Genomic DNA, 23,271 nt, shown 5'->3' on the forward strand with positions numbered 1-23,271 from the left:
CCTGTCCGCCCTTTTTGCTACTCACTTTTCACCGCCAACTGGCTCAGGCCAGCTTACCGTGACATTGTTTGTACTTCTTACCGCTGCCGCACGGGCAAGGATCGTTGCGGCCTATCTTCAGGCCCAGTGTCACCTCCGGTTCACCGTCTGTCAGTGCCGGTGGTGCCAGCATCTCTTCCGGTGACGCGTTGGCATCAAAATCAGCATGACGGTAAGACACGTTCTCTACCTGAGCCTGCGCCATCTGCTGTTCCGCCGCTTCGATTTCCTCGCGCGACTGTATGCGTACTGTGACGACCGTACGTATCACTTCGCTCTTGATCTGATCCAGCATCTGGGCGAACAGTTCAAACGCTTCACGTTTGTATTCCTGCTTAGGATTTTTCTGTGCATAGCCACGCAGATGGATGCCCTGACGCAAATGGTCGAGTGCAGCCAGATGCTCACGCCAGTGATTATCGATACTTTGCAACATCACACTGCGTTCAAAACCGGCGAAGGACTCTTTGCCGACCAACTCCACCTTGGCATCGTAGTTCGTGTTCACGACCTGCAGCACGCGCTCCAGTATGTCGTCGTCGGTCAGGTCAGCCTCGTCAGCCAGCATCTTACTCAGATTCAGATGGATGTCCCACTCGGCAGCCAGCACGGATTCCAAACCGGCGATATCCCATTGTTCTTCCACCGATTCTTCTGGCACATAAGTGCGCACAACATCATTGAACATACCATGACGCAGCGACGTCATCATCTCTGTCATATCATGCGCTTCGAGTAACTCGTTACGCTGCTGGTAAATGACTTTACGCTGATCGTTGGCGACGTCATCGTATTCCAGCAATTGCTTACGGATGTCGAAGTTACGTGCTTCTACTTTACGTTGCGCTGACTCGATAGAACGGGTCACCATACCGGCTTCGATCGGTTCACCTTGCGGCATGTTCAGGCGGTCCATGATCGCCCTGACCCGGTCACCGGCAAAAATACGCAGCAACTGATCATCCAGCGACAGATAGAAACGGCTGGAACCTGGATCACCCTGACGACCGGAACGACCACGCAACTGGTTATCGACGCGGCGCGATTCATGGCGTTCGGTACCGATAATGTGCAAGCCACCAGCTGCCACCACCTGGTCATGCAGCGACTGCCATTCATTGCGCAATTTATCGGACTGGATCTGTTTCTCAGCATCAGAGAATGCGGCATTCGCCTCTATCATCTGCACCTGTTTACCGACATTACCACCGAGTACGATATCAGTACCACGACCTGCCATATTGGTGGCGATAGTGATGGCCTGAGGACGACCTGCCTGAGCCACGATTTCCGCTTCGCGTGCATGCTGCTTGGCGTTCAGCACATTGTGCGGCAGCTTCGCTTTAGTCAGAATACCGGACAACAATTCGGAATTCTCGATCGATGTAGTACCCACCAGCACAGGCTGGCCACGGGTATAGCAATCCTGAATATCGTTCAGCATTGCACCGTATTTTTCTTCCGACGTTTTATATACCTGATCCTGGCGGTCTTTACGCTGGGATGGACGGTTAGGTGGAATGACTACGGTTTCGAGACCATAGATTTCCTGGAACTCATAGGCTTCGGTATCGGCAGTACCGGTCATACCGGACAGCTTACCGTACATACGGAAGTAGTTCTGGAAAGTGATCGAGGCCAGCGTCTGGTTCTCGTTCTGGATACGTACGCCCTCTTTCGCTTCAACCGCCTGATGCAGGCCATCCGACCAGCGGCGTCCTGTCATCATACGGCCGGTGAATTCATCCACAATCACGATTTCGCCATCCTGCACCACATAGTGCTGGTCTTTGAAGTACAGTGCCTGTGCGCGCAAAGCGGCGTACAGATGGTGAATCAGGGTGATGTGTGCAGGATCATACAGCGATGCGCCTTCCGGCAGCAGGCCCATCTGGGTCAGAATTTTTTCAGCTTTTTCGTGGCCGGCTTCAGTCAGCAGAACCTGATGCGTTTTTTCATCCTTGGTGTAATCGCCGGGAACTTCAACCACGCCTTTACCGTCGGGCGTTTCTTCACCTATCTGCAAAGTCAGCAGCTTAGGCACTTCATTCATCTGGTAATACAGTTCAGTATGGTTTTCTGCCTGACCGGAGATAATCAGCGGTGTACGTGCTTCATCGATGAGAATCGAGTCAACTTCATCGACCACTGCAAAGTTGAGGCTACGCTGTACGCGGTCCTTGGCTTCAAACACCATGTTATCGCGCAGATAGTCAAAACCGAATTCGTTATTGGTACCGTAGGTAATATCGGAACCATACGCATTTTGCTTGGCGTCGTGATCCAGTTGCGCCAGGTTGGTACCGGTAGTCAGACCCAGCCAGCCATACAGTTTGCCCATGGATTCCGCATCGCGCTGTGCCAGGTAATCATTCACTGTCACCACATGCACGCCCTTACCAGACAAGGCATTGAGGTAAATCGGCAGCGTTGCCATCAGGGTTTTACCTTCGCCGGTACCCATTTCAGCGATTTTACCGTAATGCAGAGTCATACCACCGATCAGTTGCACATCGAAGTGGCGCATTTTCAATACGCGCTTACTCGCTTCGCGGCAAACTGCAAATGCTTCTACCAACAAACTATCTAAAGTTTCGCCCTTTGCAACGCGCGCTTTGAATTCAGCAGTCTTGGCCTGTAAGGCCTCGTCCGACAGAGTTTCCAGCTGAGGTTCCAATGCGTTGATCTCACGCACCGTCTTTTGGTATTGCTTCAAAAGCCGTTGATTACGGCTGCCGAATATCTTGGTCAGGAATGACATGCTATGAACGGAAAGTTAAATTCTGAAAAACGCCGCGGCAAAAAATTGCTTGCACAGCAACAATATGGATAACTCACGATTTTACCATGTGACACCCCCTTGACCAGTAAACACTGATCAAAACTCTGTCACATATACGGAGTTGGTGACTAAATACACAAAAACAAGCTTATTTCTGATCAAGTTTCGCCAGATTTGCCTGATTTGCGCCCGCCGACAGGAATTTATGCGGGTTTTGTGGAACATCTTTCACCCTGACTTCAAAGTGCAGATGGGCGCCCGTTGAACGGCCAGTCGAACCGATATCAGCCACATGCTGACCACGCTTCACAATGTCACCGAGCTTGACGTAGATTTTGGAAGTATGCGCGTAACGGGTGATCAGCTCGCCGCCATGGTCAATTTCCAGCATATTGCCAAACTGAGGATGATACTCAGCTGCGATCACCACGCCACCGGCAGCGGCCAGAATCGGCGTGCCGGTCGGTGCGGAGAAATCTATTCCCTCATGAAATGCACTGCGTCCGGTAAACGGATCTACGCGCCAGCCAAAGCCGGAGGCGTTATAAGCCACGTTCACAGGCTGGGTAGTGGGTAATAACTTAGACTGAATTTTAAAGGCCATCAGCTTGGTTTCCACCACATTCATATAGTCTGAGCGATGTTCGATATCGCTTGCCAAGACATCCAATGCGGCCTGTAATTCCTTCATATCCAGCTCTGCGGAAGGCGATTTCAATATTTCAGGACCACCACGTCCAGGCGCTTCTTTGAAATTAAATTCTTCCGGTTTGACGCCAGCCAGGCCTTGCACCCGCTCGCCAAGTGCATCCAGACGTACCAACTGCGCCTGCATTTCCCCCAGTCGTGCAGCCATGGCTGCCAGGTTTTCTTTCAGATAGCGTTCTTTTGCGTCCGGATCATGCGCCAGACTGACACTGGCAGGTAACAAATTGCGCAGTAACGGCACATCGGCACTGGCCAGACGCAAAGTCAGCGCTGCCATCAGGGCGCCACACACACAGGTAATGAGCAAAAAGCCAAGCGTCGCGAGTATCAGATGATGTGAGCTCAAGGTCACCGACTTGGCCTGAGTGAAGCGAGAATGCATCAATATTATTTGCATCAATACGGTCCTCAGAAATCAGGTACTGAATGGTCAGGCGCTTTGTGTTATGGTGTCGCGCATGTCAACACCAACAAAAAATCCAGCGCGTATTTTTATCCATCGGGGCCGGCCTCAACAGAAAGTCAGCGGTGCCGCAGACTATTTGCGTCTGAACGACAAGATGGCGATGTTGTTACCGACGATACAGCGCAATCTGCGCCTGAAGCAGGATTGCCAACACATCCTGCCACGCATGTTCGACAGCTGCGAGGTCTTACAATTACAGGATGAGGTATTAACGCTGGCAGCACCGAATGCGGCGCTTGCCACCAAACTCAAGCAATCGGGCACGAAATTGCAAACTTGCCTACAAGAACGAGGCTGGCAGGTTAACGCAATCCGTATCAAAGTACAAGTAAAACGCGTAGTCGAAAAACCGACACCGGTCAAACAGATCAGTTTATCCAACCACGCACTCCATGCATTGACAGAGCTGGAACAAACACTGGAAAAGAGCAAGCACAATAGCGATCTGCATGCTGCGTTAGCGCGCATGATAGCGCGCCACCAGAATAAGTAATCAAGTCATACTGCAAATACTTAAACTGCCAGGGCAATCAACGTTCGCGCTCTTTTTCCCACAACACGTCACTGCCGCCTGCATAGCGGTTCAGCACGCGCGACAACACGAATAACAAATCTGATAAACGGTTCATGTACTGACGTGGATGATCATTCAGTATCTCCGCCTTACCGACACTGACAATCGCCCGTTCCGCACGACGACACACGGTACGGCATACATGTGCGATCGCCGCGGCGCGCGAGCCACCAGGCAAAATAAAATCCTTCAACGGCGGCAGATCGGCATTATACTTTTCCAGCAAGGCATCCAGTCTGGCAACCTGCGCATCGGTAATCATGGTGTAGCCAGGTATACAGAGTTCTCCGCCCATATCAAACAGATCGTGCTGGATAGAGAACAGCTCTTGCTTCATCGTTTCAGGAATATCCTCACACAACAACACACCGATGTGCGAATTCAGCTCATCCACATCACCCATCGCATGCACGCGCAAGGCATCTTTATCGACCCGGGTTCCATCTCCGAGGCCAGTTGTTCCCGCATCGCCGGTACGCGTCGCAATTTTTGAAAGTCGGTTGCCCATATCGAATAATATTTGGTAAGAAGTCGCAGAGGATAAGCCAAAAAACAGAATAACGCATCATAATAGACCCCTTATGCAATATGGCTTTCGCTCCGGCTGTGTTTGCTGTCATCGTATCAGGCGATCCGCAGCAGACATGGCAGTACTTCAGATTTCGCAGATTTAGCAGCCCCGGACCATCGCAGACCAGCGGTGCAGCTGCCGGGGTAGTGAGGATACAGAATGGCAACACGATTACCGCCCGTACATGCATTATCAGCCTTTGAAGCTGCAGCCCGCTTTGGCTCCTTCGCGGTCGCCGCTGAAGAATTGTGCATTACGCCTTCCGCTTTGTCTCATCGCATCCGTTTATTGGAGGAGCACTTATGCGAACGCGTGTTTGTGCGTGAAGGTCGCAGCGTGACACTGACTGAATTTGGGCGCCGCTATCTGGATGTCGTGCGCGCTGCCTTGCGTACCTTGTCAGAATTCCCGCTGCCGCATAAAGCGGCCCAGCATCAGCAACGCATCAAGGTCACTGTACCGCCCACGTTTGCGCGCTATATGTTTATGCCCCGCCTGGCGGAATTTTCCAGTCAGTATCCGGATATCGAAGTCGAAGTCTATTTGTTCGTACCGCTGTATGACCTCAGCTTGTCTGAGAGCGACGTGGAAATTCGCTTCGGTGCCGGCGAATACCCGAATCTGGTGACCAAAAAACTGTTTGTTGAACCCAGCTTTACCGTGGCCAGCCCGGCCTACCTGAAAACCATTCCACCCCTGCGCACACCAGCCGACCTCAAGCACGCACGCTTGCTGCGCTCGGCACTCGAGCCATGGCAGCCTTGGTTCGAAGTGGCGGGACTGGACTGGGCCGAACCGACACACGGTTTGCGGGTAGATGATCTGGGGCTGTTACTGGAAGCAGTCAAACACGGTCACGGTGTAGGTTTGACACGCCAGCATTTTGCGCAAGAAATGATACAAAGCGGAGACGTCGTCAGACTGTTCGATACCCAGCTGGCCTCACCACCGCATGCCTATTATCTCGTGCATGAAGCACAACCCAGCCTGCGACCGGAAGTGGAATTATTTATTCAGTGGATGCTAACGACTTTTCAGGCGCACTAAGCGCAGACATGGATGACTGCAGCACCACTTTGCGCTGCAAGTCTATCCAGGCATCGAGTGGCATGGGTCGGCCAAATAAATAACCTTGCATGGAGCTGCAACCATTAGTGATCAGGAAATCAGCCTGATCTCTGGTTTCCACACCTTCTGCGACGACCCGCAAGCCCAGGTGCTCTGCCATTGATAACATAGACTGCACAATGGCGGTATCGTTTTTATCTCCGGGCGTATCCTGTACAAAACTCTTATCGATTTTCAATTCGTATAAAGGCAGTTTTTTTAAATATGAAAAACTCGAATACCCGGTACCGAAGTCATCAATAGAAAAACGTATCCCCAGCCTGGTCAGTTCCAGCATACGCGCTATCGTGTCGTGCAAATTGTCGATCAATAAGCCTTCCGTGACTTCGAAAATCAGGTGATGCGGGTCCGCCTGGGTCTCAGCCAACACCGTACGGACTTTGTCGACAAAATCCGGCTGACGAAACTGTCTGGGACTGACATTCACGGACAACGACAACTGGAACCCCGCTCCGGCTAACTGATTCAGCGCCAGACACCCTTGACGCAGCACCCAGTCACCAAGCCGGATGATCATGCCAGATTCTTCTGCCACCGGGATAAAAATCGCGGGAGAAATCGGTCCGCGCTGAGGATGATGCCAGCGCATCAACAATTCACCACCGACCGGCGTGCCCAGCCGGTCAACCTGGGACTGTATATACATCTGCAACTGCCCGCCATCCATCGCCTGACTCAGTTCGCGCTCCATCGTCAGGCGCAATTCAATTTCCGACTGCATCCCGGTTTCGAAAAAAACGACCTGATTACGACCACCTGATTTTGCGCGGTACATCGCAGTATCTGCTTCACGCAAAATATCATCGGCAGTCTGATTTTCGCGCGGCAGCAGAGTCACGCCCGTACTGCAGGTAGAACTGTATTGCAAGCCGTCGATCTCGAACAACTGCATCATCGCGAGCCGGATTTTTTCCGCCACATGCAAGGCCATGTGCGCACCGGTGCGTACATCATCACTCAGATTCGCCAGCAATACGACAAATTCATCGCCGCTGATACGTGCAACGGTATCGACCTCGCGCAAGGTAAGCAACAGGCGTTGCGTGACTTGCTTCAGCAAGGCGTCCCCCACCACATGGCCGCGCGCATCATTGATGAGCTTAAAATTGTCCAGATCGATATAGAGTACTGCGCTGACCATGCCGCTGCGATGCGCAGCCTGCAACAGCGATTGCAGACGGTCATGCAACAGTCGACGGTTCGGCAATCCGGTCAGTACGTCAAAATAAGCCAGCCGCTGGATATACTCTTCTGATTTTTTGCGCTCACTGATATCGCGCCCCGTCACCACCCAGTGGGTATACACCCCTTCGTCATTTGCCAGAGGAATGATGTCTGCCTCCAGCCAGAATTCGTGACCAGCGATGGTATATACAATCATCTCCACATGTACAGCTTCCAGCTGACGCACGGAATAGCGTATACGTTCCAGCTCTTCTACCTGAGTATTCGGACCCGCCAAAAAGTCAGGTTTTTTTCCTAACACCTCCAGGCTGTCATAGCCAGTGTGGCGCTCAAACGCGTCATTGACCAACACGATGCGTAGGTAATGACTGGTATCCGGCGCGTAAGTATCGGCCAGTATCATCACAATATCGTTCAGACGCGCAACGGCAGCTACGGTCAGACGCAGCTCTTCGTTAGCAGCACGTAGAGATTCCTGCTCCTGCTGCAAACTGGCACTTACTTTCTGTTGTGCCTCCAACGCATATTCCAGCCTGTGTATCAGCACATTGCAAGTGACAGTCATGAGTGCGCTGATAAACGTAAAATTGACTGTGATAATAATCCAGCGTAGCAGCGCATGATTCTCGAAGCCCAGCAGCTGCAGGTTCGCATCGCCGAAGTACCCAACCAACAATAAAGAGGCGGAAGCCAGCAGCAAGGCATACACGGTTTCGCGTAAGGGAAACAAGAAAGAACAAATGACAGGAAATGCCAGCAAATAAATCAGGCCAGTAATGCCTATCTTGAGCAAAAACCAGATGCCCAGCAAATAGATCAGCGCCAGAAAATGGAGAGCGCGAGTCCTGAAACTCAGCTCACGCAAAAAAATCAGTACCGCGACCCAAACCAGCGCCAGCAAGTCAACCGCGACTATCGACCACAAACCTTCGGTCACGGCTAAGGCAATGCTAGGTATCGCTGCTGTGAGTCCCAAACCCAGACCTGCTAATAAAATTGCAGACAGCATCTGATCACGCCACGTACGTGTGCCTGAGCCATCAAGCCCGAATGATAGATAGCGACGATAACAGTATTGAAAAACAGTCACAACTCTGTCCTTCTCTGATCCTTGCTTGCCCGGCGGCGGAAATTGGCGAAAGCGTCAGCGCTGCTGGACTGACACTGAGCGAATGACATAAAAACTGACAAATTACTAACTACATCTGTTTTAGGACTGTGCTGACTGCGCACTGGTCGTACAGCAAGAGCAGGTCATCTCAGTCCCAGGCTTGATCCCTGATCAGACATCAAGCCCTGAGACCTTTCGCCCGATACGATTGCGTGATTGCAAACAGCCTGCCGCTAACCACTCAGGCCGGTAGGGCTGATCCGTATATTCCCGGCAGACACCATTTAACACAAGCAATCTTGTGTGTTTATCCATTGACGCTTCTCTTGCTCAGGTTATACCAAGCATTTCATTTTAAACAGGAAAAATTTGCAGATGATGTCAGCTGTTTTTTTCATCTGTTTTTCCCATTTATTTTTTATTTATTTTTTTCAATTATTGCGCGGCTGTTGAGCATCATGGCAAAGCATGGCCCGCCGCTGCCGTCCACAACGCAAACCAGTCTGGCCTGCTCAGCGTGTGGTTACAGGCCTGAACTGCCTGTTGTAAGGCCTGTACCCGTCCAGATCCGGTCAGCACCAGCGGTTTCGACGGATGTTGCAGCACCCAGCTTAAAGCAATAACACTGGCAGGCAGACCGGAGGCGGCAGACTGACGTTGCAATTCGTTTTGCACCCGGGCGACCTGTGCATTAGGTGCAGGTTGCTGAAACAGCGTACCGCCACCCAAAGCCGACCAGATCATCGGTGCGATGCGCAAACGCTGACACTGATCCAGCGTGCCATCATGTAGCGCCTGCTGCTGCAATACCGATAATTCCAGCTGATTTGTCACCAACGGGACGCGCGCTGCAAGTAAATCAAACTGAGCAGCCGTGAAATTCGATACTCCGAAATGACGCACCTTGCCGCTTTGCTGTAAGTGAAGGAAGGCCCCGGCGATTTCATCGGCATCCATCAGGGGATCGGGACGATGGATCAGTAACAGGTCAAGCTGTTTTATCCCCATTGCCTGCAGGCTGTTTTCAGCCGAAGCGATAATGTGCGCGCGACTGGTATCGTAGTGATGCACCGTATGCGCCGGGCGATGAGGCGATGGCAGGCAGATACCGCATTTACTCACAAAGCGAAAAGCAGATTTCAGTTCCGGTGCGGCGTTCAGCGCTTCGCCTAACAAGGTCTCACTCTGGTAGTCGCCGTAAATATCCGCCTGATCGATGGTATTGATGCCCAGTTCCAGCGCCTGCTGCAGGAAACGGACGCGCTGAGCCGGTGTCATCTGCCACTCTGCCAGCCGCCATAAACCGAGGACGATGCGTGAAAACACGGGTCCCTGCGGTGCTACCTCTGCTTGCGGCATTCGCTGGCTCATGACTGTCTCACCTGCGCTATCGTCTCCAGGATTTGCTCAGCCTGGGTATAGCCCGAGGTCAGCATATGTAAAGCCTCATCATGCACCATCAGCAAAGCCGGAAAACCGCGCACCCCCCATTGCTGACATTGACGGAATTCTTCCTGAACCGTTGCCATCGCCACTGGCGAAGCCAGCGTTTCGGCAAAACTGAGCTGATCATAGTCAGCGCCCTGACCGATCTGATTGATGCTGCGCACACAGACTTCCGTCAACACCTGCGCTTTCGTCACGTCGCGGCCTTCGGCATAAAACGCATGCTGAATTGCCCTGAATACTTGCAGCAATTCGCGGCCACTCAAATGATCAGCGACCAGCTTGGCGGTCACCACGGCGCGACAGGCAGGCTCGGTGTCATACACAAAATCGGCTTGTGCCATGGCCTGATCAGAAAACGGCAAACCACTGACCAGCGCGACCTGACGCCAGTGTTCCATGATGGTGCTGCGTTTTTCTGCACTCAGTATCTCTGTTTCATAAGCCCGCAAACCACCGGTCATGATATCCAGTTCAGCCTCAGGCAACGCATTGAGTACCTGCTCCAGTTCCGGACCGAAGCCGTAACACCAGGAACACATCGGGTCGGCGATATAGAGTAGTTGCAAGGGTTCTTGTGTCATATCCTGTTGTATCTTTCAATATGGTGGCGGTGAATTCATTACGCTGCTGGCAATTGTAAAGGATGCTGCCCAGGCATGCTCAGGCTGGGTACAGCGCACCCAGGATGCGCAAGCCCCGGGCCCCGGTCACTGCCGGCAAATTACCCGGCAGGCGCAGGCAGAACTGGCGTGCCAGCCAGGCAAATGCAAGTGCCTCCACCCGTTCCGGTGCCACGCCCAGTGCACTCGTACTGTGCACTTGTGCACTGCTGCCAAACAGCGCCAGATAATGTCGCATCTGCTGCATCAAATGGCGGTTGTAAGCACCTCCGCCGCAGACATACAGCGCGTCGCAGGCGGGACTCTGCGCGAGGCTGGCCATAATGATGGTCTGTGCAGTGTAGGCACACAGCGTAGCCTGCACGTCTGCTGCCGCTAATTGCCTAAAGTCTTGCAATTGCAGACGCAACCACTCAGCATGAAACAAGTCGCGACCGGTGCTCTTAGGCGCAGGCAGTTGCAGATAAGGCTCCTGCAGCAAGCGATCCAGCAAAGCCTGACACACTTGCCCGCTGGCGGCCCAGGTACCATCGGCATCATAGTCATGTCCCAGATGCTGTCGTATCCAGCCATCCATCAGCACATTGCCGGGGCCGGTATCAAAGCCACTCACTGCACCATCGGAACCCAGCACACTGATATTGCTGATACCACCGATGTTCACCACCACGCGCTGGTGCGCAGATGAACCGAATATCGCCTGATGAAAAGCCGGGACCAAGGGTGCGCCCTGTCCGCCTGCAGCCAGATCACGGCTGCGGAAATCAGCAATCACATCCAGCCCGCTGAGTTCGGCCAGCAAGGCCGGATGATTGGTCTGACGGGTCCAGCCCAGTTCAGGCCGGTGTCGTATGGTTTGTCCATGCACGCCTATCGCCTGTACGGTCTGCCCCGGAGCCAGTCGGCACAAATCGGCCACGCAGGCCGCATACACTTGCGCCAGACGCTGTGCCAGCGCAGCTTCGCGCTCGATTTCATTGTCACCAGGCTGCTGCAATTGCATGGCAGCCTGCTGTAAGGCAGCGTCAAATGGCTGGTAAGCAGTCGCCAGTATTTGCATCGTCGCCCCATCCGGCGCAAACTGCACCATCACGCCATCAACGCCATCGAGGCTGGTGCCTGACATCAGTCCGATATAGGTATTCGGATCGGTATTCTGATGAGTATCCCGATTCAAAGATTGCATAAGGCCTCAAGAGTACTTAAGAATAAAAATATGCTGCGTGCAAGGCTGACCGGCACGCATCAGCTTGAAAAAAAAGGCCGAACCTCTCGGTCCGGCCTGATCATGTTTGGCATTACGCAGATCAGCGCGACGCCAGCTTCATCGTTTCAGCCAGGCGTTCAGGGCGCAGCAAATTGAAGCGATGCTGCATATCACCGGCCACGGCTTTGAAGCGAGGCATGTCTGCACCAGCCAGTGGCGGCGCATCCGGCACGATCACAGACATAGGATCGCGCGGCTCGTTATTGACGCGGAATTCATAATGCAGATGTGGTCCGGTCGACCAGCCGGTAGACCCCACATAACCGATCACTTCACCCTGGCTGACGCGGCTGCCTTTACGGATACCCGCAGCAAAACGGCTCATGTGTGCATAGGCTGTCGTGTAATTCGAATGATGACGCACCACCACTAAATTACCGTAACCGCCGCTGGGGCCGACCGAATCGATCACGCCATCAGCGGTAGCACGGATAGGCGTGCCGCTGACCGCAGCGAAATCCACACCTTTATGCTGCTTCCATTGACCTGAAATAGGATGGACACGCATAGAGAATCCCGAAGAAACACGGGTAAATTCTAAAGGCGATTTCAGGAAAGCTTTTTTGAGTGACTTGCCGTCAAAGGTGTAATAGCCACCCTGCCCGCCCGCTTCATCAAACCATACCGATTGATACGTTTTACCTGCATTTTTGAATTCACCGGCCAGCACGCGACCAGTGCGTATCAGTTGCCCGTTTTGCCAGAAGCTTTCATAGACCACGTTGAACTGATCACCACGCTGCAAGCGACGGAAATCAATATTGGTTTCAAACATGCTCACGATCTGGGAAGAAATCGCATCAGAAATGTGCGCCTCATCGGTAGCGGCAAACAGCGAGGAACGGATATTACCGGATGCCATTTCAATCCGGCGCTCCAGCTGGGCTGTGCTGTCGCTGGCACTGAAATGTCCGTCCGCATTACGCCTGACTTCCAGGTTACGCGCCGGTTTATCCGGGCCATCAGAGACCGTGGTTTGCAACCATTCAAGGTCGCCGTCTTCATTGGTTTTGACACGTATGGTTTTATCTGCGCGTAACTGCAACAGCGTACGGGCAACCGGATCGGTCTTGATAAACTTGTCCGCGTCCTGATCATCCACCCCAAGGCGTAACAACAGGCCACTCAGGGTATCACCACGTCGCACGACATCTTCACGCACATACTGATGTTCAACGGCAGCAATCGCTGCGATTTGCTCATCGAGTGACGGTAAAGGTAAAACCTGGGTAATTTTTTTAACCGGAAGATCGGCTGCATCAGGCGCCAGCGGGGCTACTGCGGTTGCACCTACGGCACATACGGCAAAGAAAAAAGCAGTGACGCTCACCACTCGGGAAACACGGGACGAACCGAACAACAGTCTGCTGCCAGTAGCCACACGAAGTAATTTATCTGTAGGACGCATGCAATAAGTTAAAATTGACTGTTTTATAGAAAATTCGAGGTCGTTGCCGCCGTCGGCTTTGCGAAATTTGCAAAATAATGAAAGCGGCTGACAAAGTAAAGACGGGATTATAAATCAATAGTCTGCACAAAATACGGCAAAATACCGAGTTTATCCCCACCCAGAATTTGACAAAAAGCTGATTATGGATTCAGAAGCGCAGCCATGACCAGCGGTGTTACAAAAAATTTGATGTAAATTAATTATGACTTCTACAGCTAATCCAACTCCAGTTTCCAGCACACCCAATCAGGTTCTGCCTTTGTCCGATGCGGTTCAGCACGCAATGGCTGTAACCAAGCGCGGTGTGGATGAATTACTCATCGAATCTGAATTTGCGCAAAAACTGGCGCGCAGCGAACAAAGTGGTGTTCCTTTAAGAATTAAACTCGGTCTGGACCCAACCGCTCCTGACTTGCATCTGGGCCACACCGTGGTGCTGAATAAGATGCGTCAGTTGCAAGATCTGGGCCACACTGTGATTTTCCTGATCGGTGATTTCACCTCCATGATCGGCGATCCTTCCGGACGCAATGCCACCCGTCCGCCTCTGACCCGTGAGCAAATTGAGGACAATGCGCAGACTTACTTTAAACAAGCAAGCCTGGTGCTGGATGCCTCCAAAACCGAAATCCGTTATAACTCTGAATGGTGCGATCCGCTCGGTGCGCGCGGCATGATACAACTGTCGTCGAAGTACACCGTGGCACGCATGATGGAGCGTGACGACTTCACTAAGCGTTTCAAAGCAGGCACACCGATTTCTGTGCATGAATTCCTGTATCCATTAATGCAGGGCTATGATTCGGTCGCACTGAAATCCGATCTGGAACTGGGTGGTACCGATCAGAAATTCAATTTGCTGGTTGGTCGTGAACTGCAAAAAGATTATGGGCAAGAGCCGCAATGTATTTTGACCATGCCTTTGCTGGAAGGTCTGGATGGCGTTGAAAAAATGTCCAAATCCAAAAATAACTACATTGCGATCACCGAACCGGCCAACACCATGTTCGCCAAAGTGATGAGTATTTCCGATGAAATGATGTGGAAATACTATGACCTGCTCTCGTTCACCTCCATAGAGCAAATCGCAGGCTACAAAAAAGCCGTGGCAGAAGGCCAGAATCCGCGCGACATCAAAGTCGCACTGGCTCAGGAAATCGTGGCACGCTTCCATAGCAAGCAAGCCGGTGAAGATGCGCTGGCGGATTTCGTGAACCGTTCCAAAGGCGGCATTCCGGACGATATTCCTGAAGTCAGCCTGAGCGGTGCACCGGTCGGCATAGGTCAGTTACTGAAACAAGCCAATCTGTGTGCATCAACCTCGGAAGCACTGCGTATGGTAGAACAAGGTGGCGTGCGCATCGACAGCGTCGTGATCAGCGACAAAGGCTTGAAAGTCGAGGCCGGCACGTTTGTGCTGCAGGTTGGCAAGCGTAAGTTTGCACGTGTCACCCTCAGCGCATGATCGCGCTGTTACAAAGAGTCAGTCATGCCAGCGTGGTGGTCGATGGCCACACGCTGGGCAGCATCAATGCCGGTCTGATGGTATTGCTGTGCGCCGAACGTGGCGATACACGCAAAGAAGCTGATGCATTATTGACTAAGTTGTTGAGTTACCGGGTATTCAGCGATGCAGCTGGCAAAATGAATCTGAGTATCCGCGATACCCAGGGCGGCTTGCTGCTGGTACCGCAGTTCACGCTGGCGGCCGATACTCAGTCTGGCACCCGCCCCTCTTTCACACCCGCAGCACCGCCTGACGTGGCACAGGAATTGTTTGATTACTTCGTGGACCAGACGCGCAGCCAGCACGCACAGGTGCACACCGGCCGCTTCGGCGCTGACATGAAGGTATCGCTCACGAATGACGGGCCAGTCACCTTTTGGCTGGAAACCAAACGTGCACCGGCTAACAACGCAACAACTTCCTGAGCCATGACAGAAATTCTTTTGATACGCCATGGCGAAACGGCCTGGAATGCGGTGAAACGCCTGCAAGGCCATCTGGATATTCCACTCAATGCGGAAGGCCGGCGTCAGGCCAAGGCATTAGCGGCTGCCTTACAAAATGAGAAGCTGGACGCCATTATAGCCAGTGACTTACAAAGAGCCGTGCAAACTGCCGGTGAGATCGCACGCCTGCAGGGGCTGAGCACACGCACAGATCCAGGATTGCGCGAACGCTGTTTTGGTGGTTTTGAAGGTGAGCTGTATAGCGAACTGCCGCATAAGTACCCTGAAGAACATGCAGCCTGGCGCGCACATGATCCGGATGCAGAATTTCCACCCGGCGAAAATGCGGGTGAAACCATACGTCGCTTTCATCAGCGCGTGATGGAACATATTCTGCATTATGCACGTCAGTTCGACGGCAAAAAAATCGCCATCGTCGCGCATGGCGGCGTATTGGAATGCGCGTATCGCGCCGCGAAACAACTACCACTCGATGCACCACGTGAAGTCACGATTTATAACGCCAGCATCAACCGTTTTATTTATCAGGACGGTCAAATCAGCATATTACAGTGGGGCGACATCGCCCATCTGGATGCGGCTGATGCGCTGGATGAGATCAATCAGACGCAAACCTGACCTGGCTGCCGCAGCAGCCAAATAAATCTGCTGCGGCACGCCTCCATTCGTTATTCACTATTCGCTTAGTGTAATTTGATACGTGGATTTCTGACCCGGTCTATGGTTTCGGCCCAGGTCGACAACCAGGTATGAAACAGACCGTTCACCGCGACCTGATGGTGCTTATGCAGTGACCAGTACATCCACTTCGCGAGCGTCCCCTCAATAAATACAGAACCACTGGCGATGGCGCCCATCAGACTGCCTACCGTACTGTAATTGCCCAGCGAGACCAGTGAGCCATGATCCTTATATTGAAAATTAAGTAAGGATTTGCCTTGTAACTGACGCTCCAGCGAACGCGCCAACAAACTGGCTTGCTGATGCGCACTCTGCGCCCGTGGCGGTACATTCGGCAGCCCTTCTCCTTGCGGACAGGCGCAACAATCGCCAATCGCGAAAATCGCAGGATCACGACTGCTTTGCAATTGCGGATTCACCACCAGCTGATTCAGGCGATTCGTCTCCAATCCATCCAGATCTTTCAGGAATTCGGGCGCTTTAATCCCGGCTGCCCACACCACGATACTGCTGGGCAGTACTTTGCCACTCACCATGTGCACACCGGTTTTGCTGACTTGCTGCACTTGTTCATTGCTGTGTATTTCTATCGCCATACCGCGCAATTCACGCGCGACTGCATCTGACAAACGTTCCGGCAGCATTTGCAGTAAGCGTGGCGCAGCATCGACGATGGCGATCTTGATTTCTTTTTCCGGATGAAAATTGCGCAAGCCGTAGCTGGACAAAATACTGGTGGTCATATGCAGCTCAGCCGCGAGTTCTACACCGGTCGCACCACCACCGATGATAGTCACCGTGAAGCGCCCCTCACCAGCTGACCTGGAGGTCGCCTGCGCACGCAGACAGCTGTTAATCAGTTTTTCATGGAAGCGCTGTGCAGCGGGCAGCGAGTCGAGCATAATGCAATGTTCACGCACGCCAGGTGTGCCAAAGTCATTGGTCTGGCTACCTAGCGCCAGCACCAGCGTGTCATAAGGAATCGCTTGCCGCGGCAAGAGCTCTTCACCGTTCTCGTCCTGCACCGGTGCCAGAAAAATTTCCTTGCTCCGGCGCGACAACCCTTCCATACGGCCTAGCCGGAAAGTAAAGTGATTACTCCTGGCCAGCGCAAAATACTCACGCTCATCCGCATGACTGTCCAGCGTACCGGCAGCCACCTGATGCAATAAGGGCTTCCACACATGGGTGCGGCTGGCATCAACCAGCGTGATATCTGCCTTACCACTTTTTCCTAAACGCTTACCGAGACGGACTGCCAGCTCCAAACCTCCGGCACCACCACCGACGATGGTAATTCTGGGTAAAGATGCGGTTACGTGCATAGTGCCTCCTGATGTCAATATTGATTCCTGAGATCACTGCAAACACCCGTTCGCCAGCAACTGTCAGACAGCTCAGGAATCCATACTTCTCACCGGAAAGAAATAGCTCAGTGACCAAACAGCGCAAATCCATGAACAAAGTATACACAGTTTTGACGATAGACGTCGCACCAGGCCAGATGCAGAAACGCCCTAAAAAAAGGCAATGAAAAATGATTATTTGTCACAATAAATAAAGCCTGCCATACAAGCTGTTTTTGCTAATTATTTAGGCAGCTTTCAGGTAGAATAGCGCTTCTTCAAAATTCCCCTCAGATTCATCGTGCAAATCGGACCTTATCTCCTGCGAAATAACTTATTTGTTGCTCCTATGGCTGGCGTAACAGACAGACCTTTTCGCCAGTTATGCAAAGAGCTGGGTGCCGGTTACGCTGTATCAGAAATGGCGGCATCGAATCCTAAATTATGGGAAACCGAAAAATCCACCCGCCGCACTAACCATGAAGGTGAGATGGAACCCAAGGCGGTGCAGATCGCCGGTGCCGATCCGCACATGCTGGCCGACTGTGCGCGCTACAACGTAGATAAAGGCGCGCAGATCATCGACATCAATATGGGGTGCCCGGTCAAAAAAGTCTGTAACGCCTGGTGTGGATCTGCCTTATTGCAGCATGAAAGCCTGGTTGGACAAATTCTCGATGCGGTCGTCAGTGCGGTCGACGTACCGGTCACGCTGAAGTTTCGTACCGGCTGGGACAGAGCCAATAAAAATGCCTTGTCGATAGCACGCATGGCGGAATCAGCTGGCATACAAATGCTGACGCTGCATGGCAGAACGCGGGCCGATGCTTATAAGGGTGACGCGGAATACGACACTATTGCGCAAGTTAAGTCGACAGTCGGGATTCCGGTCGTGGCCAATGGCGATATCACCACACCGGAAAAGGCACGCTTTGTACTGGAATACACCGGCGCCGATGCCATCATGATAGGCCGGGCCGCTCAAGGTCGTCCCTGGATCTTCCGCGAAGTGGCGCATTTTCTGCAAACCGGCGAGCATCTGCCGCCACCGATGATCACTGAAGTCAGACAACTGATGCTGCATCATCTGCAGGCGCATTATGCATTTTACGGTGAGTACCTGGGCGTCCGGACTGCGCGTAAGCATATAGGCTGGTATGTACAGAATCTGGTCGGCGGCGAGGAATTCCGGCAGCAAATGAATCTGCTGACCGACTGCGAAGAGCAACTGGCAGCCGTTGGTCATTTTTTTGATTGCATGGCGGGGGAACGGTTACAATACTGCCCCTTTGAAGAAAAACTGGCGGCTTAATCAGCATGGGTAGCATTCGTTAGCATGAAGTAGCAACGAGCAACACCCATTGCGTTTTTTGCTGCTACCCGCAGCCACAAAACGCCGCCCTGCATAAACACACTGAACGAACTGAATAAAAACAGCATGAGCAAAGATAGTATCCAAGACGCCGTTCACAAAAATCTGGAAAAGTATTTCCGTGATCTGGGCGAACAACCTGCCTCCAATATCTATGACATGGTGGTACTGGCCGTAGAAAAACCCATGTTAGAAATGGTGATGTCACGCGCGTCCAGCAACCAGTCCCAGGCCGCTGATATGTTAGGCATTAACCGTAACACCCTGCGCAAAAAACTGCAGCAACACGGTTTGCTCTAGGATAGCTCAGCAGACTGACACCGATTTCCTCACTCTCAAAACTTATCATGATCAAACAAGCCCTCATATCCGTCTCCGACAAGACCGGTGTGCTCGATTTTGCACGTGAATTGTCAGCACTCGGTGTCAGACTGCTGTCGACTGGCGGTACCGCCAAACTGCTGGCTGACAATGGCCTGCCTGTCACCGAAGTCGCAGACTACACCGGCTTTCCGGAAATGCTGGATGGCCGTGTGAAGACCCTGCATCCGAAAGTACATGGCGGCATCCTGGCCAGACGCGATCTGCCTGAACACGTAGCCGCGCTGGAACAGCATGGCATCCCGACCATAGACATGGTGGTGGTGAATCTGTATCCATTCCAGCAAACTGTCGCTAAGGCAGAATGCTCGCTGGAAGACGCGATTGAGAATATCGATATCGGTGGCCCGACCATGCTGCGCTCTTCGGCCAAGAATCACAAAGACGTGACTGTGATCGTTGACCCAAGTGATTACAGCATCGTGCTGGCTGAAATGAAGGCTAACGCGAATGTCGTCAGCTATGACACCAACTTCACACTGGCTAAAAAAGTATTCGCCCACACCGCGCAATACGACGGTGCGATCACCAATTACCTGACCAGCCTAGCAGAAGACAAGGCCCATGCGACACGCAGTGCCTATCCGCAAACCCTGAATCTGCATTTCGAAAAAGTGCAGGAAATGCGCTACGGTGAAAACCCGCATCAGTCCGCCTCTTTCTACCGCGATCTGAAAGCAGTGGATGGCGCGCTGGCCAACTACACGCAGTTGCAAGGTAAGGAACTGTCATACAACAATATCGCCGATGCAGATGCGGCCTGGGAATGCGTCAAATCCTTCCAGGGCACAGCCTGCGTCATTGTTAAGCATGCGAATCCATGTGGCGTCGCGCTCGGCGCCGATGCACTGGAAGCGTATAGCAAGGCTTTGCAGACTGACCCGACCTCGGCATTTGGCGGCATCATTGCCTTCAACAGCGAACTCGATGGCAAAGCTGCGGAAGCCGTCGCTAAACAATTTGTTGAAGTGCTGATCGCGCCTTCCTTTACTACCGAAGCAAAAGCGATTTTCGCAGCTAAACAAAACGTACGTCTGCTGGAAATTCCTTTGGGCGGCGGCGTCAATCAGTACGACCTGAAACGCGTAGGCGGTGGTCTGCTGGTACAGGCACCGGATGCGAAAAACGTCTTGCAGGAAGAGCTGCGTGTCGTTTCTAAACTGCAGCCTACACCGCAGCAAATGGCAGACATGATGTTCGCCTGGCGTGTCGCTAAATTCGTCAAATCGAATGCCATCGTCTTCTGTGGCAATGGCATGACGCTGGGTGTCGGCGCCGGTCAGATGAGCCGTATTGATTCTGCCCGCATCGCCTCGATTAAGGCACAAAATGCCGGTCTGACTTTAAGTGGCTCCGCGGTCGCGTCTGACGCCTTCTTCCCATTCCGTGATGGTCTGGATGTGGTGGTGGATGCCGGTGCAACTTGTGTGATCCATCCGGGTGGCTCTATGCGCGATCAGGAAGTCATCGATGCAGCAGATGAACGCGGCGTCGTGATGGTCTATACTGGCACGCGTCATTTCCGTCATTAACAGTATGCCTTGCTCTTCGCAGGGCAAGGCCAGCATGAAAATATTAGGCATAGACCCCGGCCTGCGTACCACAGGTTTCGGGGTCATCCACAAACAGGGGCAGAAGCTGACGTATATCGCTTCCGGCACCATCAAAACCGTTGAAGGCTCTTTGCCGGAACGGCTCAAGACTATCCTCTCCGGCGTTTCCGAAATCGTGCACACCTATCAGCCCGATTGTGCGGCAATAGAAAAGGTCTTCGTCAACGTCAATCCACAATCCACACTCTTGCTGGGTCAGGCACGTGGCGCTGCGATCTGCGCGCTGGTGGCGGCCGATCTGGCAGTGGCTGAATACACTGCCTTACAGGTGAAGCAAGGCGTGGTTGGCCAGGGGCGTGCCAGCAAAGAACAGGTACAGGATATGGTGCAAAGGCTGCTGATGCTGTCCGGCACACCGAGCCCGGATGCCGCCGATGCGCTAGGTGTCGCGATTTGTCACGCCCATAGCGGTGACGCCTTAGCCACACTGGGTGCGATCGCACCAGAACTGGCGAAACGCGGTCTGCGCGTCAAAGCCGGACGTCTGATAGGCTGATCAGGCTTTGTGTTCTGAAAGCGCAGACTGAATATTCATGCGCCTTACCAAGGTAAAATGACCTGACAGCCTTATTCCGTAAGGACTATCCATGCCACACAGCTTTTTCCGTTGTATCTGACTGCGTTGCTGTGTTGAAAGCTGCTAAGCGATGGAAAATCCCGTCTGCACCCTCCTCAAGCAAGACAGAATCGTTTACTATCACTGCTTATTCATACAGTATGAAAGTCCGGCATGATAGGTCGCATCGCAGGTACCCTGATCGAAAAAAATCCCCCTCAGCTGCTGATAGATTGTCAGGGCGTCGGCTATGAAGTTGATGTGCCGATGAGCACCTTCTACCATTTGCCGCCTTTGGGAGAGAAAGTGGTACTGCTGACGCATCTGGCGATACGGGAAGATGCGCATATACTGTTTGGTTTCGGCAGCGCCGAAGAACGCGCCACCTTCCGCCAGTTAATCAAAATCTCCGGCGTCGGCGCACGTACCGCCTTGTCTATCCTGTCCGGCATGTCGGTTGCAGATCTGGCGCAGGCCGTCAGCATGCAGGAAGCGGGTCGCCTGACACGTGTCCCAGGCATAGGCAAGAAAACCGCTGAGCGCTTGCTGCTGGAACTGAAAGGCAAACTGGGCGCTGACCTTTTCTCTGCCGCGGAAGCCAGCCCTGGTGGCGATCACAGTGCGGACATACTGAACGCGCTGCTGGCACTCGGCTACTCAGACAAAGAAGCACGCCTTGCACTCAAAGCGGTCCCCAAAGACAGTGGCGTTTCCGATGGCATTAAACTAGCTTTAAAAGCCTTATCCAAAGCCTGAACCAAGCACCTGAAGCACGCCAGACCGGAAGCCCATCATGAGTATACAAACCGATAATCTGTCTATCGACTTTTCTGAGCCGCGCCTGATCGCTGCCACCCCTGTGTCGCAACAGGAAGAAGCGATAGAACGCGCCTTACGCCCTAAGCAGCTCGATGAATATGTGGGGCAGGAAAAAATCCGCGGTCAGCTCGAGATTTTTATTACGGCGGCACGCCAGCGTCAGGAAGCGCTCGATCACACTTTATTATTTGGCCCGCCGGGTCTGGGTAAAACCACGCTGGCCCACATCATTGCGCGTGAAATGGGCGTCAATCTGCGCCAGACTTCAGGACCGGTGCTGGAGCGTGCCGGGGATCTGGCGGCACTGCTGACCAATCTGGAAGCCAATGATGTGTTGTTCATCGACGAAATACACCGGCTATCTCCGGTGGTCGAAGAGATTCTGTATCCCGCGCTGGAGGATTACCAGATCGACATTATGATCGGCGAAGGACCGGCTGCGCGTTCAGTCAAGCTGGATCTGCAACCGTTCACGCTGGTCGGTGCTACCACCCGCGCCGGCATGCTAACCAACCCGCTGCGCGACCGTTTCGGCATCGTGGCGCGACTGGAATTTTATACCGCTGATGAATTGACGCGCATCGTGACGCGCTCAGCCGCCCTGCTGAATGCGCCGATACAGGAAGACGGCGCGCGTGAAATCGCGAACCGAGCGCGCGGCACACCGCGTATCGCCAACCGTTTATTGCGTCGGGTCAGGGATTATGCAGAAGTCAAAGGCAATGGTGAAATCACCAAAGCGATTGCTGACGCGGCATTGCGTATGCTGGATGTGGATCAGGCTGGTTTTGATCTGATGGACAGAAAGCTGCTGGAAGCAATCTTATTCAAATTTGGCGGCGGCCCGGTTGGGCTTGATAACGTGGCAGCTGCAATAGGTGAAGAACGCGACACGATAGAAGATGTGCTCGAACCCTATCTGATCCAGCAAGGCTATTTGCAGCGCACCCCACGCGGACGCATTGCGACAGCACTGGCTTACCAGCATTTTGGTGTGGCCATGCCCGCCTCTTAATTCGCTGTACGTTTGTGTCACCGCCTGGTCGATCGCTTAGATATTGGCCTGGTTTTACTGTGGGGACATCTGATTTGCCCCCCTCCTTACACCGGATCAACACTTTGTCTGAACCCAGGTGCATGCCAGACTATTTGCGATACTGAAACCTACACTCATACACA

General features: G+C 52.9%; 20 protein-coding genes. 11 read left to right on the top strand and 9 right to left on the bottom strand.

The features are described from left to right. Positions 1 to 43 precede the first annotated feature (43 nt). Together secA and H8K47_RS07575 are read right to left on the bottom strand one after the other, a co-directional pair. Positions 44 to 2,800 (bottom strand): preprotein translocase subunit SecA, encoded by a 2,757-nt coding sequence (gene secA, locus H8K47_RS07570; RefSeq protein WP_186880794.1) that lies wholly within the window; start codon positions 2,798 to 2,800, stop codon positions 44 to 46. Between the two features lie 169 nt (positions 2,801 to 2,969). After that, a complete protein-coding gene (locus H8K47_RS07575) occupies positions 2,970 to 3,926 on the bottom strand; it encodes a M23 family metallopeptidase (protein ID WP_186880795.1) in 957 nt (318 codons plus the stop codon). A 61-nt stretch (positions 3,927 to 3,987) separates the two neighbouring features. Between H8K47_RS07575 and H8K47_RS07580 the strand changes: the two genes are divergently transcribed. Then, positions 3,988 to 4,488, top strand: coding sequence for a DciA family protein (locus H8K47_RS07580; protein ID WP_186880796.1), 501 nt, complete (start codon positions 3,988 to 3,990; stop codon positions 4,486 to 4,488). 37 nt (positions 4,489 to 4,525) lie between these two features. Here H8K47_RS07580 and H8K47_RS07585 read toward each other — a convergent pair whose 3' ends face one another. Then, on the bottom strand, positions 4,526 to 5,077 hold the full coding sequence (locus H8K47_RS07585) for a cob(I)yrinic acid a,c-diamide adenosyltransferase (protein ID WP_186880797.1): 552 nt from the start codon (positions 5,075 to 5,077) through the stop codon (positions 4,526 to 4,528). 222 nt (positions 5,078 to 5,299) lie between these two features. Between H8K47_RS07585 and H8K47_RS07590 the strand changes: the two genes are divergently transcribed. Next, the gene (locus tag H8K47_RS07590; RefSeq protein WP_186880798.1) at positions 5,300 to 6,187 is read left to right on the top strand and encodes a LysR substrate-binding domain-containing protein; all 888 of its coding nucleotides are present in this window, start codon (positions 5,300 to 5,302) and stop codon (positions 6,185 to 6,187) included. Here H8K47_RS07590 and H8K47_RS07595 read toward each other — a convergent pair. From H8K47_RS07595 to H8K47_RS07615, 5 genes are all read right to left on the bottom strand, one after another. Further along, positions 6,150 to 8,462 (bottom strand): putative bifunctional diguanylate cyclase/phosphodiesterase, encoded by a 2,313-nt coding sequence (locus H8K47_RS07595; protein ID WP_186880799.1) that lies wholly within the window; start codon positions 8,460 to 8,462, stop codon positions 6,150 to 6,152. The two genes, H8K47_RS07590 and H8K47_RS07595, sit on opposite strands and share 38 nt — an antisense overlap. A 558-nt stretch (positions 8,463 to 9,020) precedes the next feature. Further along, a complete protein-coding gene (locus H8K47_RS07600) occupies positions 9,021 to 9,935 on the bottom strand; it encodes an aldo/keto reductase (RefSeq protein ID WP_186880800.1) in 915 nt (304 codons plus the stop codon). Continuing rightward, positions 9,932 to 10,594 carry a DsbA family protein gene (locus tag H8K47_RS07605; RefSeq protein ID WP_186880801.1) on the bottom strand — a complete coding sequence of 221 codons (663 nt, stop codon included), beginning with the start codon at positions 10,592 to 10,594 and terminating at the stop codon, positions 9,932 to 9,934. Before H8K47_RS07605 ends, H8K47_RS07600 begins: the two co-directional genes overlap by 4 nt. A gap of 79 nt (positions 10,595 to 10,673) precedes the next feature. Further along, on the bottom strand, positions 10,674 to 11,819 hold the full coding sequence (locus tag H8K47_RS07610) for an anhydro-N-acetylmuramic acid kinase (RefSeq protein ID WP_186880802.1): 1,146 nt from the start codon (positions 11,817 to 11,819) through the stop codon (positions 10,674 to 10,676). 121 nt (positions 11,820 to 11,940) lie between these two features. After that, complete coding sequence (locus tag H8K47_RS07615) at positions 11,941 to 13,308, bottom strand: M23 family metallopeptidase (protein ID WP_186880803.1); 1,368 nt, start codon at positions 13,306 to 13,308, stop codon at positions 11,941 to 11,943. Between the two features lie 325 nt (positions 13,309 to 13,633). Between H8K47_RS07615 and tyrS the strand changes: the two genes are divergently transcribed. From tyrS to H8K47_RS07630, 3 genes are read left to right on the top strand one after another with little or no spacing between them, the layout of a single operon-like run. Continuing rightward, positions 13,634 to 14,815: a tyrosine--tRNA ligase gene (gene tyrS, locus H8K47_RS07620; protein WP_408057864.1), complete on the top strand. Its 1,182-nt coding sequence runs from the start codon at positions 13,634 to 13,636 to the stop codon at positions 14,813 to 14,815. Beyond that, entirely contained in the window at positions 14,812 to 15,282 is a 471-nt protein-coding gene (gene dtd / locus H8K47_RS07625) for a D-aminoacyl-tRNA deacylase (RefSeq protein WP_186880805.1), read from the top strand. Before tyrS ends, dtd begins: the two co-directional genes overlap by 4 nt. 3 nt (positions 15,283 to 15,285) lie before the next feature. Next, a complete protein-coding gene (locus tag H8K47_RS07630) occupies positions 15,286 to 15,942 on the top strand; it encodes a histidine phosphatase family protein (RefSeq protein ID WP_186880806.1) in 657 nt (218 codons plus the stop codon). Positions 15,943 to 16,007: 65 nt separating this feature from the next. Here H8K47_RS07630 and H8K47_RS07635 read toward each other — a convergent pair whose 3' ends face one another. After that, positions 16,008 to 17,330: an NAD(P)/FAD-dependent oxidoreductase gene (locus H8K47_RS07635; protein ID WP_186880807.1), complete on the bottom strand. Its 1,323-nt coding sequence runs from the start codon at positions 17,328 to 17,330 to the stop codon at positions 16,008 to 16,010. 322 nt (positions 17,331 to 17,652) lie between these two features. On the opposite strand from H8K47_RS07635, the gene dusB reads away from it, so the two are divergent. The 6 genes from dusB (at position 17,653) to ruvB (ending at position 23,107) form a co-directional block, all read left to right on the top strand. Then, the gene (gene dusB / locus H8K47_RS07640; protein WP_186880808.1) at positions 17,653 to 18,663 is read left to right on the top strand and encodes a tRNA dihydrouridine synthase DusB; all 1,011 of its coding nucleotides are present in this window, start codon (positions 17,653 to 17,655) and stop codon (positions 18,661 to 18,663) included. 126 nt (positions 18,664 to 18,789) lie between these two features. Continuing rightward, positions 18,790 to 19,023 (top strand): helix-turn-helix domain-containing protein, encoded by a 234-nt coding sequence (locus H8K47_RS07645; RefSeq protein WP_162021702.1) that lies wholly within the window; start codon positions 18,790 to 18,792, stop codon positions 19,021 to 19,023. Positions 19,024 to 19,070: 47 nt separating this feature from the next. Further along, the gene (gene purH, locus H8K47_RS07650) at positions 19,071 to 20,636 is read left to right on the top strand and encodes a bifunctional phosphoribosylaminoimidazolecarboxamide formyltransferase/IMP cyclohydrolase (RefSeq protein ID WP_186880809.1); all 1,566 of its coding nucleotides are present in this window, start codon (positions 19,071 to 19,073) and stop codon (positions 20,634 to 20,636) included. A 34-nt stretch (positions 20,637 to 20,670) separates the two neighbouring features. Beyond that, complete coding sequence (gene ruvC, locus H8K47_RS07655) at positions 20,671 to 21,213, top strand: crossover junction endodeoxyribonuclease RuvC (protein ID WP_186880810.1); 543 nt, start codon at positions 20,671 to 20,673, stop codon at positions 21,211 to 21,213. Positions 21,214 to 21,447: 234 nt separating this feature from the next. After that, positions 21,448 to 22,029: a Holliday junction branch migration protein RuvA gene (ruvA, locus tag H8K47_RS07660; RefSeq protein WP_186880811.1), complete on the top strand. Its 582-nt coding sequence runs from the start codon at positions 21,448 to 21,450 to the stop codon at positions 22,027 to 22,029. A 37-nt stretch (positions 22,030 to 22,066) separates the two neighbouring features. Then, positions 22,067 to 23,107, top strand: a complete 1,041-nt coding sequence (gene ruvB / locus H8K47_RS07665) for a Holliday junction branch migration DNA helicase RuvB (protein WP_162021698.1) — start codon at positions 22,067 to 22,069, stop codon at positions 23,105 to 23,107. The last annotated feature ends 164 nt before the right edge of the window (positions 23,108 to 23,271 follow it).

The sequence above is a fragment of the Cognatundibacterium rugosum genome, assembly GCF_014284365.1.
GTDB lineage: Bacteria > Pseudomonadota > Gammaproteobacteria > Burkholderiales > Burkholderiaceae_D > Undibacterium > Undibacterium rugosum.

Excerpts from the sequence above, each read along its gene's own strand:
- H8K47_RS07605 (WP_186880801.1), bottom strand. The coding sequence starts at position 10,594 with ATGACACAAGAACCCTTGCAACTACTCTATATCGCCGACCCGATGTGT.
- ruvB (WP_162021698.1), top strand. The coding sequence starts at position 22,067 with ATGAGTATACAAACCGATAATCTGTCTATCGACTTTTCTGAGCCGCGC.
- ruvC (WP_186880810.1), top strand. The coding sequence starts at position 20,671 with ATGAAAATATTAGGCATAGACCCCGGCCTGCGTACCACAGGTTTCGGG.
- H8K47_RS07590 (WP_186880798.1), top strand. The coding sequence starts at position 5,300 with ATGGCAACACGATTACCGCCCGTACATGCATTATCAGCCTTTGAAGCT.
- H8K47_RS07585 (WP_186880797.1), bottom strand. The coding sequence starts at position 5,077 with ATGGGCAACCGACTTTCAAAAATTGCGACGCGTACCGGCGATGCGGGA.
- H8K47_RS07610 (WP_186880802.1), bottom strand. The coding sequence starts at position 11,819 with ATGCAATCTTTGAATCGGGATACTCATCAGAATACCGATCCGAATACC.
- H8K47_RS07630 (WP_186880806.1), top strand. The coding sequence starts at position 15,286 with ATGACAGAAATTCTTTTGATACGCCATGGCGAAACGGCCTGGAATGCG.
- H8K47_RS07645 (WP_162021702.1), top strand. The coding sequence starts at position 18,790 with ATGAGCAAAGATAGTATCCAAGACGCCGTTCACAAAAATCTGGAAAAG.
- secA (WP_186880794.1), bottom strand. The coding sequence starts at position 2,800 with ATGTCATTCCTGACCAAGATATTCGGCAGCCGTAATCAACGGCTTTTG.
- H8K47_RS07600 (WP_186880800.1), bottom strand. The coding sequence starts at position 9,935 with ATGAGCCAGCGAATGCCGCAAGCAGAGGTAGCACCGCAGGGACCCGTG.
- ruvA (WP_186880811.1), top strand. The coding sequence starts at position 21,448 with ATGATAGGTCGCATCGCAGGTACCCTGATCGAAAAAAATCCCCCTCAG.
- tyrS (WP_408057864.1), top strand. The coding sequence starts at position 13,634 with ATGGCTGTAACCAAGCGCGGTGTGGATGAATTACTCATCGAATCTGAA.
- H8K47_RS07635 (WP_186880807.1), bottom strand. The coding sequence starts at position 17,330 with ATGCACGTAACCGCATCTTTACCCAGAATTACCATCGTCGGTGGTGGT.
- H8K47_RS07595 (WP_186880799.1), bottom strand. The coding sequence starts at position 8,462 with ATGCTGTCTGCAATTTTATTAGCAGGTCTGGGTTTGGGACTCACAGCA.
- H8K47_RS07580 (WP_186880796.1), top strand. The coding sequence starts at position 3,988 with ATGTCAACACCAACAAAAAATCCAGCGCGTATTTTTATCCATCGGGGC.
- H8K47_RS07575 (WP_186880795.1), bottom strand. The coding sequence starts at position 3,926 with ATGCAAATAATATTGATGCATTCTCGCTTCACTCAGGCCAAGTCGGTG.
- H8K47_RS07615 (WP_186880803.1), bottom strand. The coding sequence starts at position 13,308 with ATGCGTCCTACAGATAAATTACTTCGTGTGGCTACTGGCAGCAGACTG.
- purH (WP_186880809.1), top strand. The coding sequence starts at position 19,071 with ATGATCAAACAAGCCCTCATATCCGTCTCCGACAAGACCGGTGTGCTC.
- dtd (WP_186880805.1), top strand. The coding sequence starts at position 14,812 with ATGATCGCGCTGTTACAAAGAGTCAGTCATGCCAGCGTGGTGGTCGAT.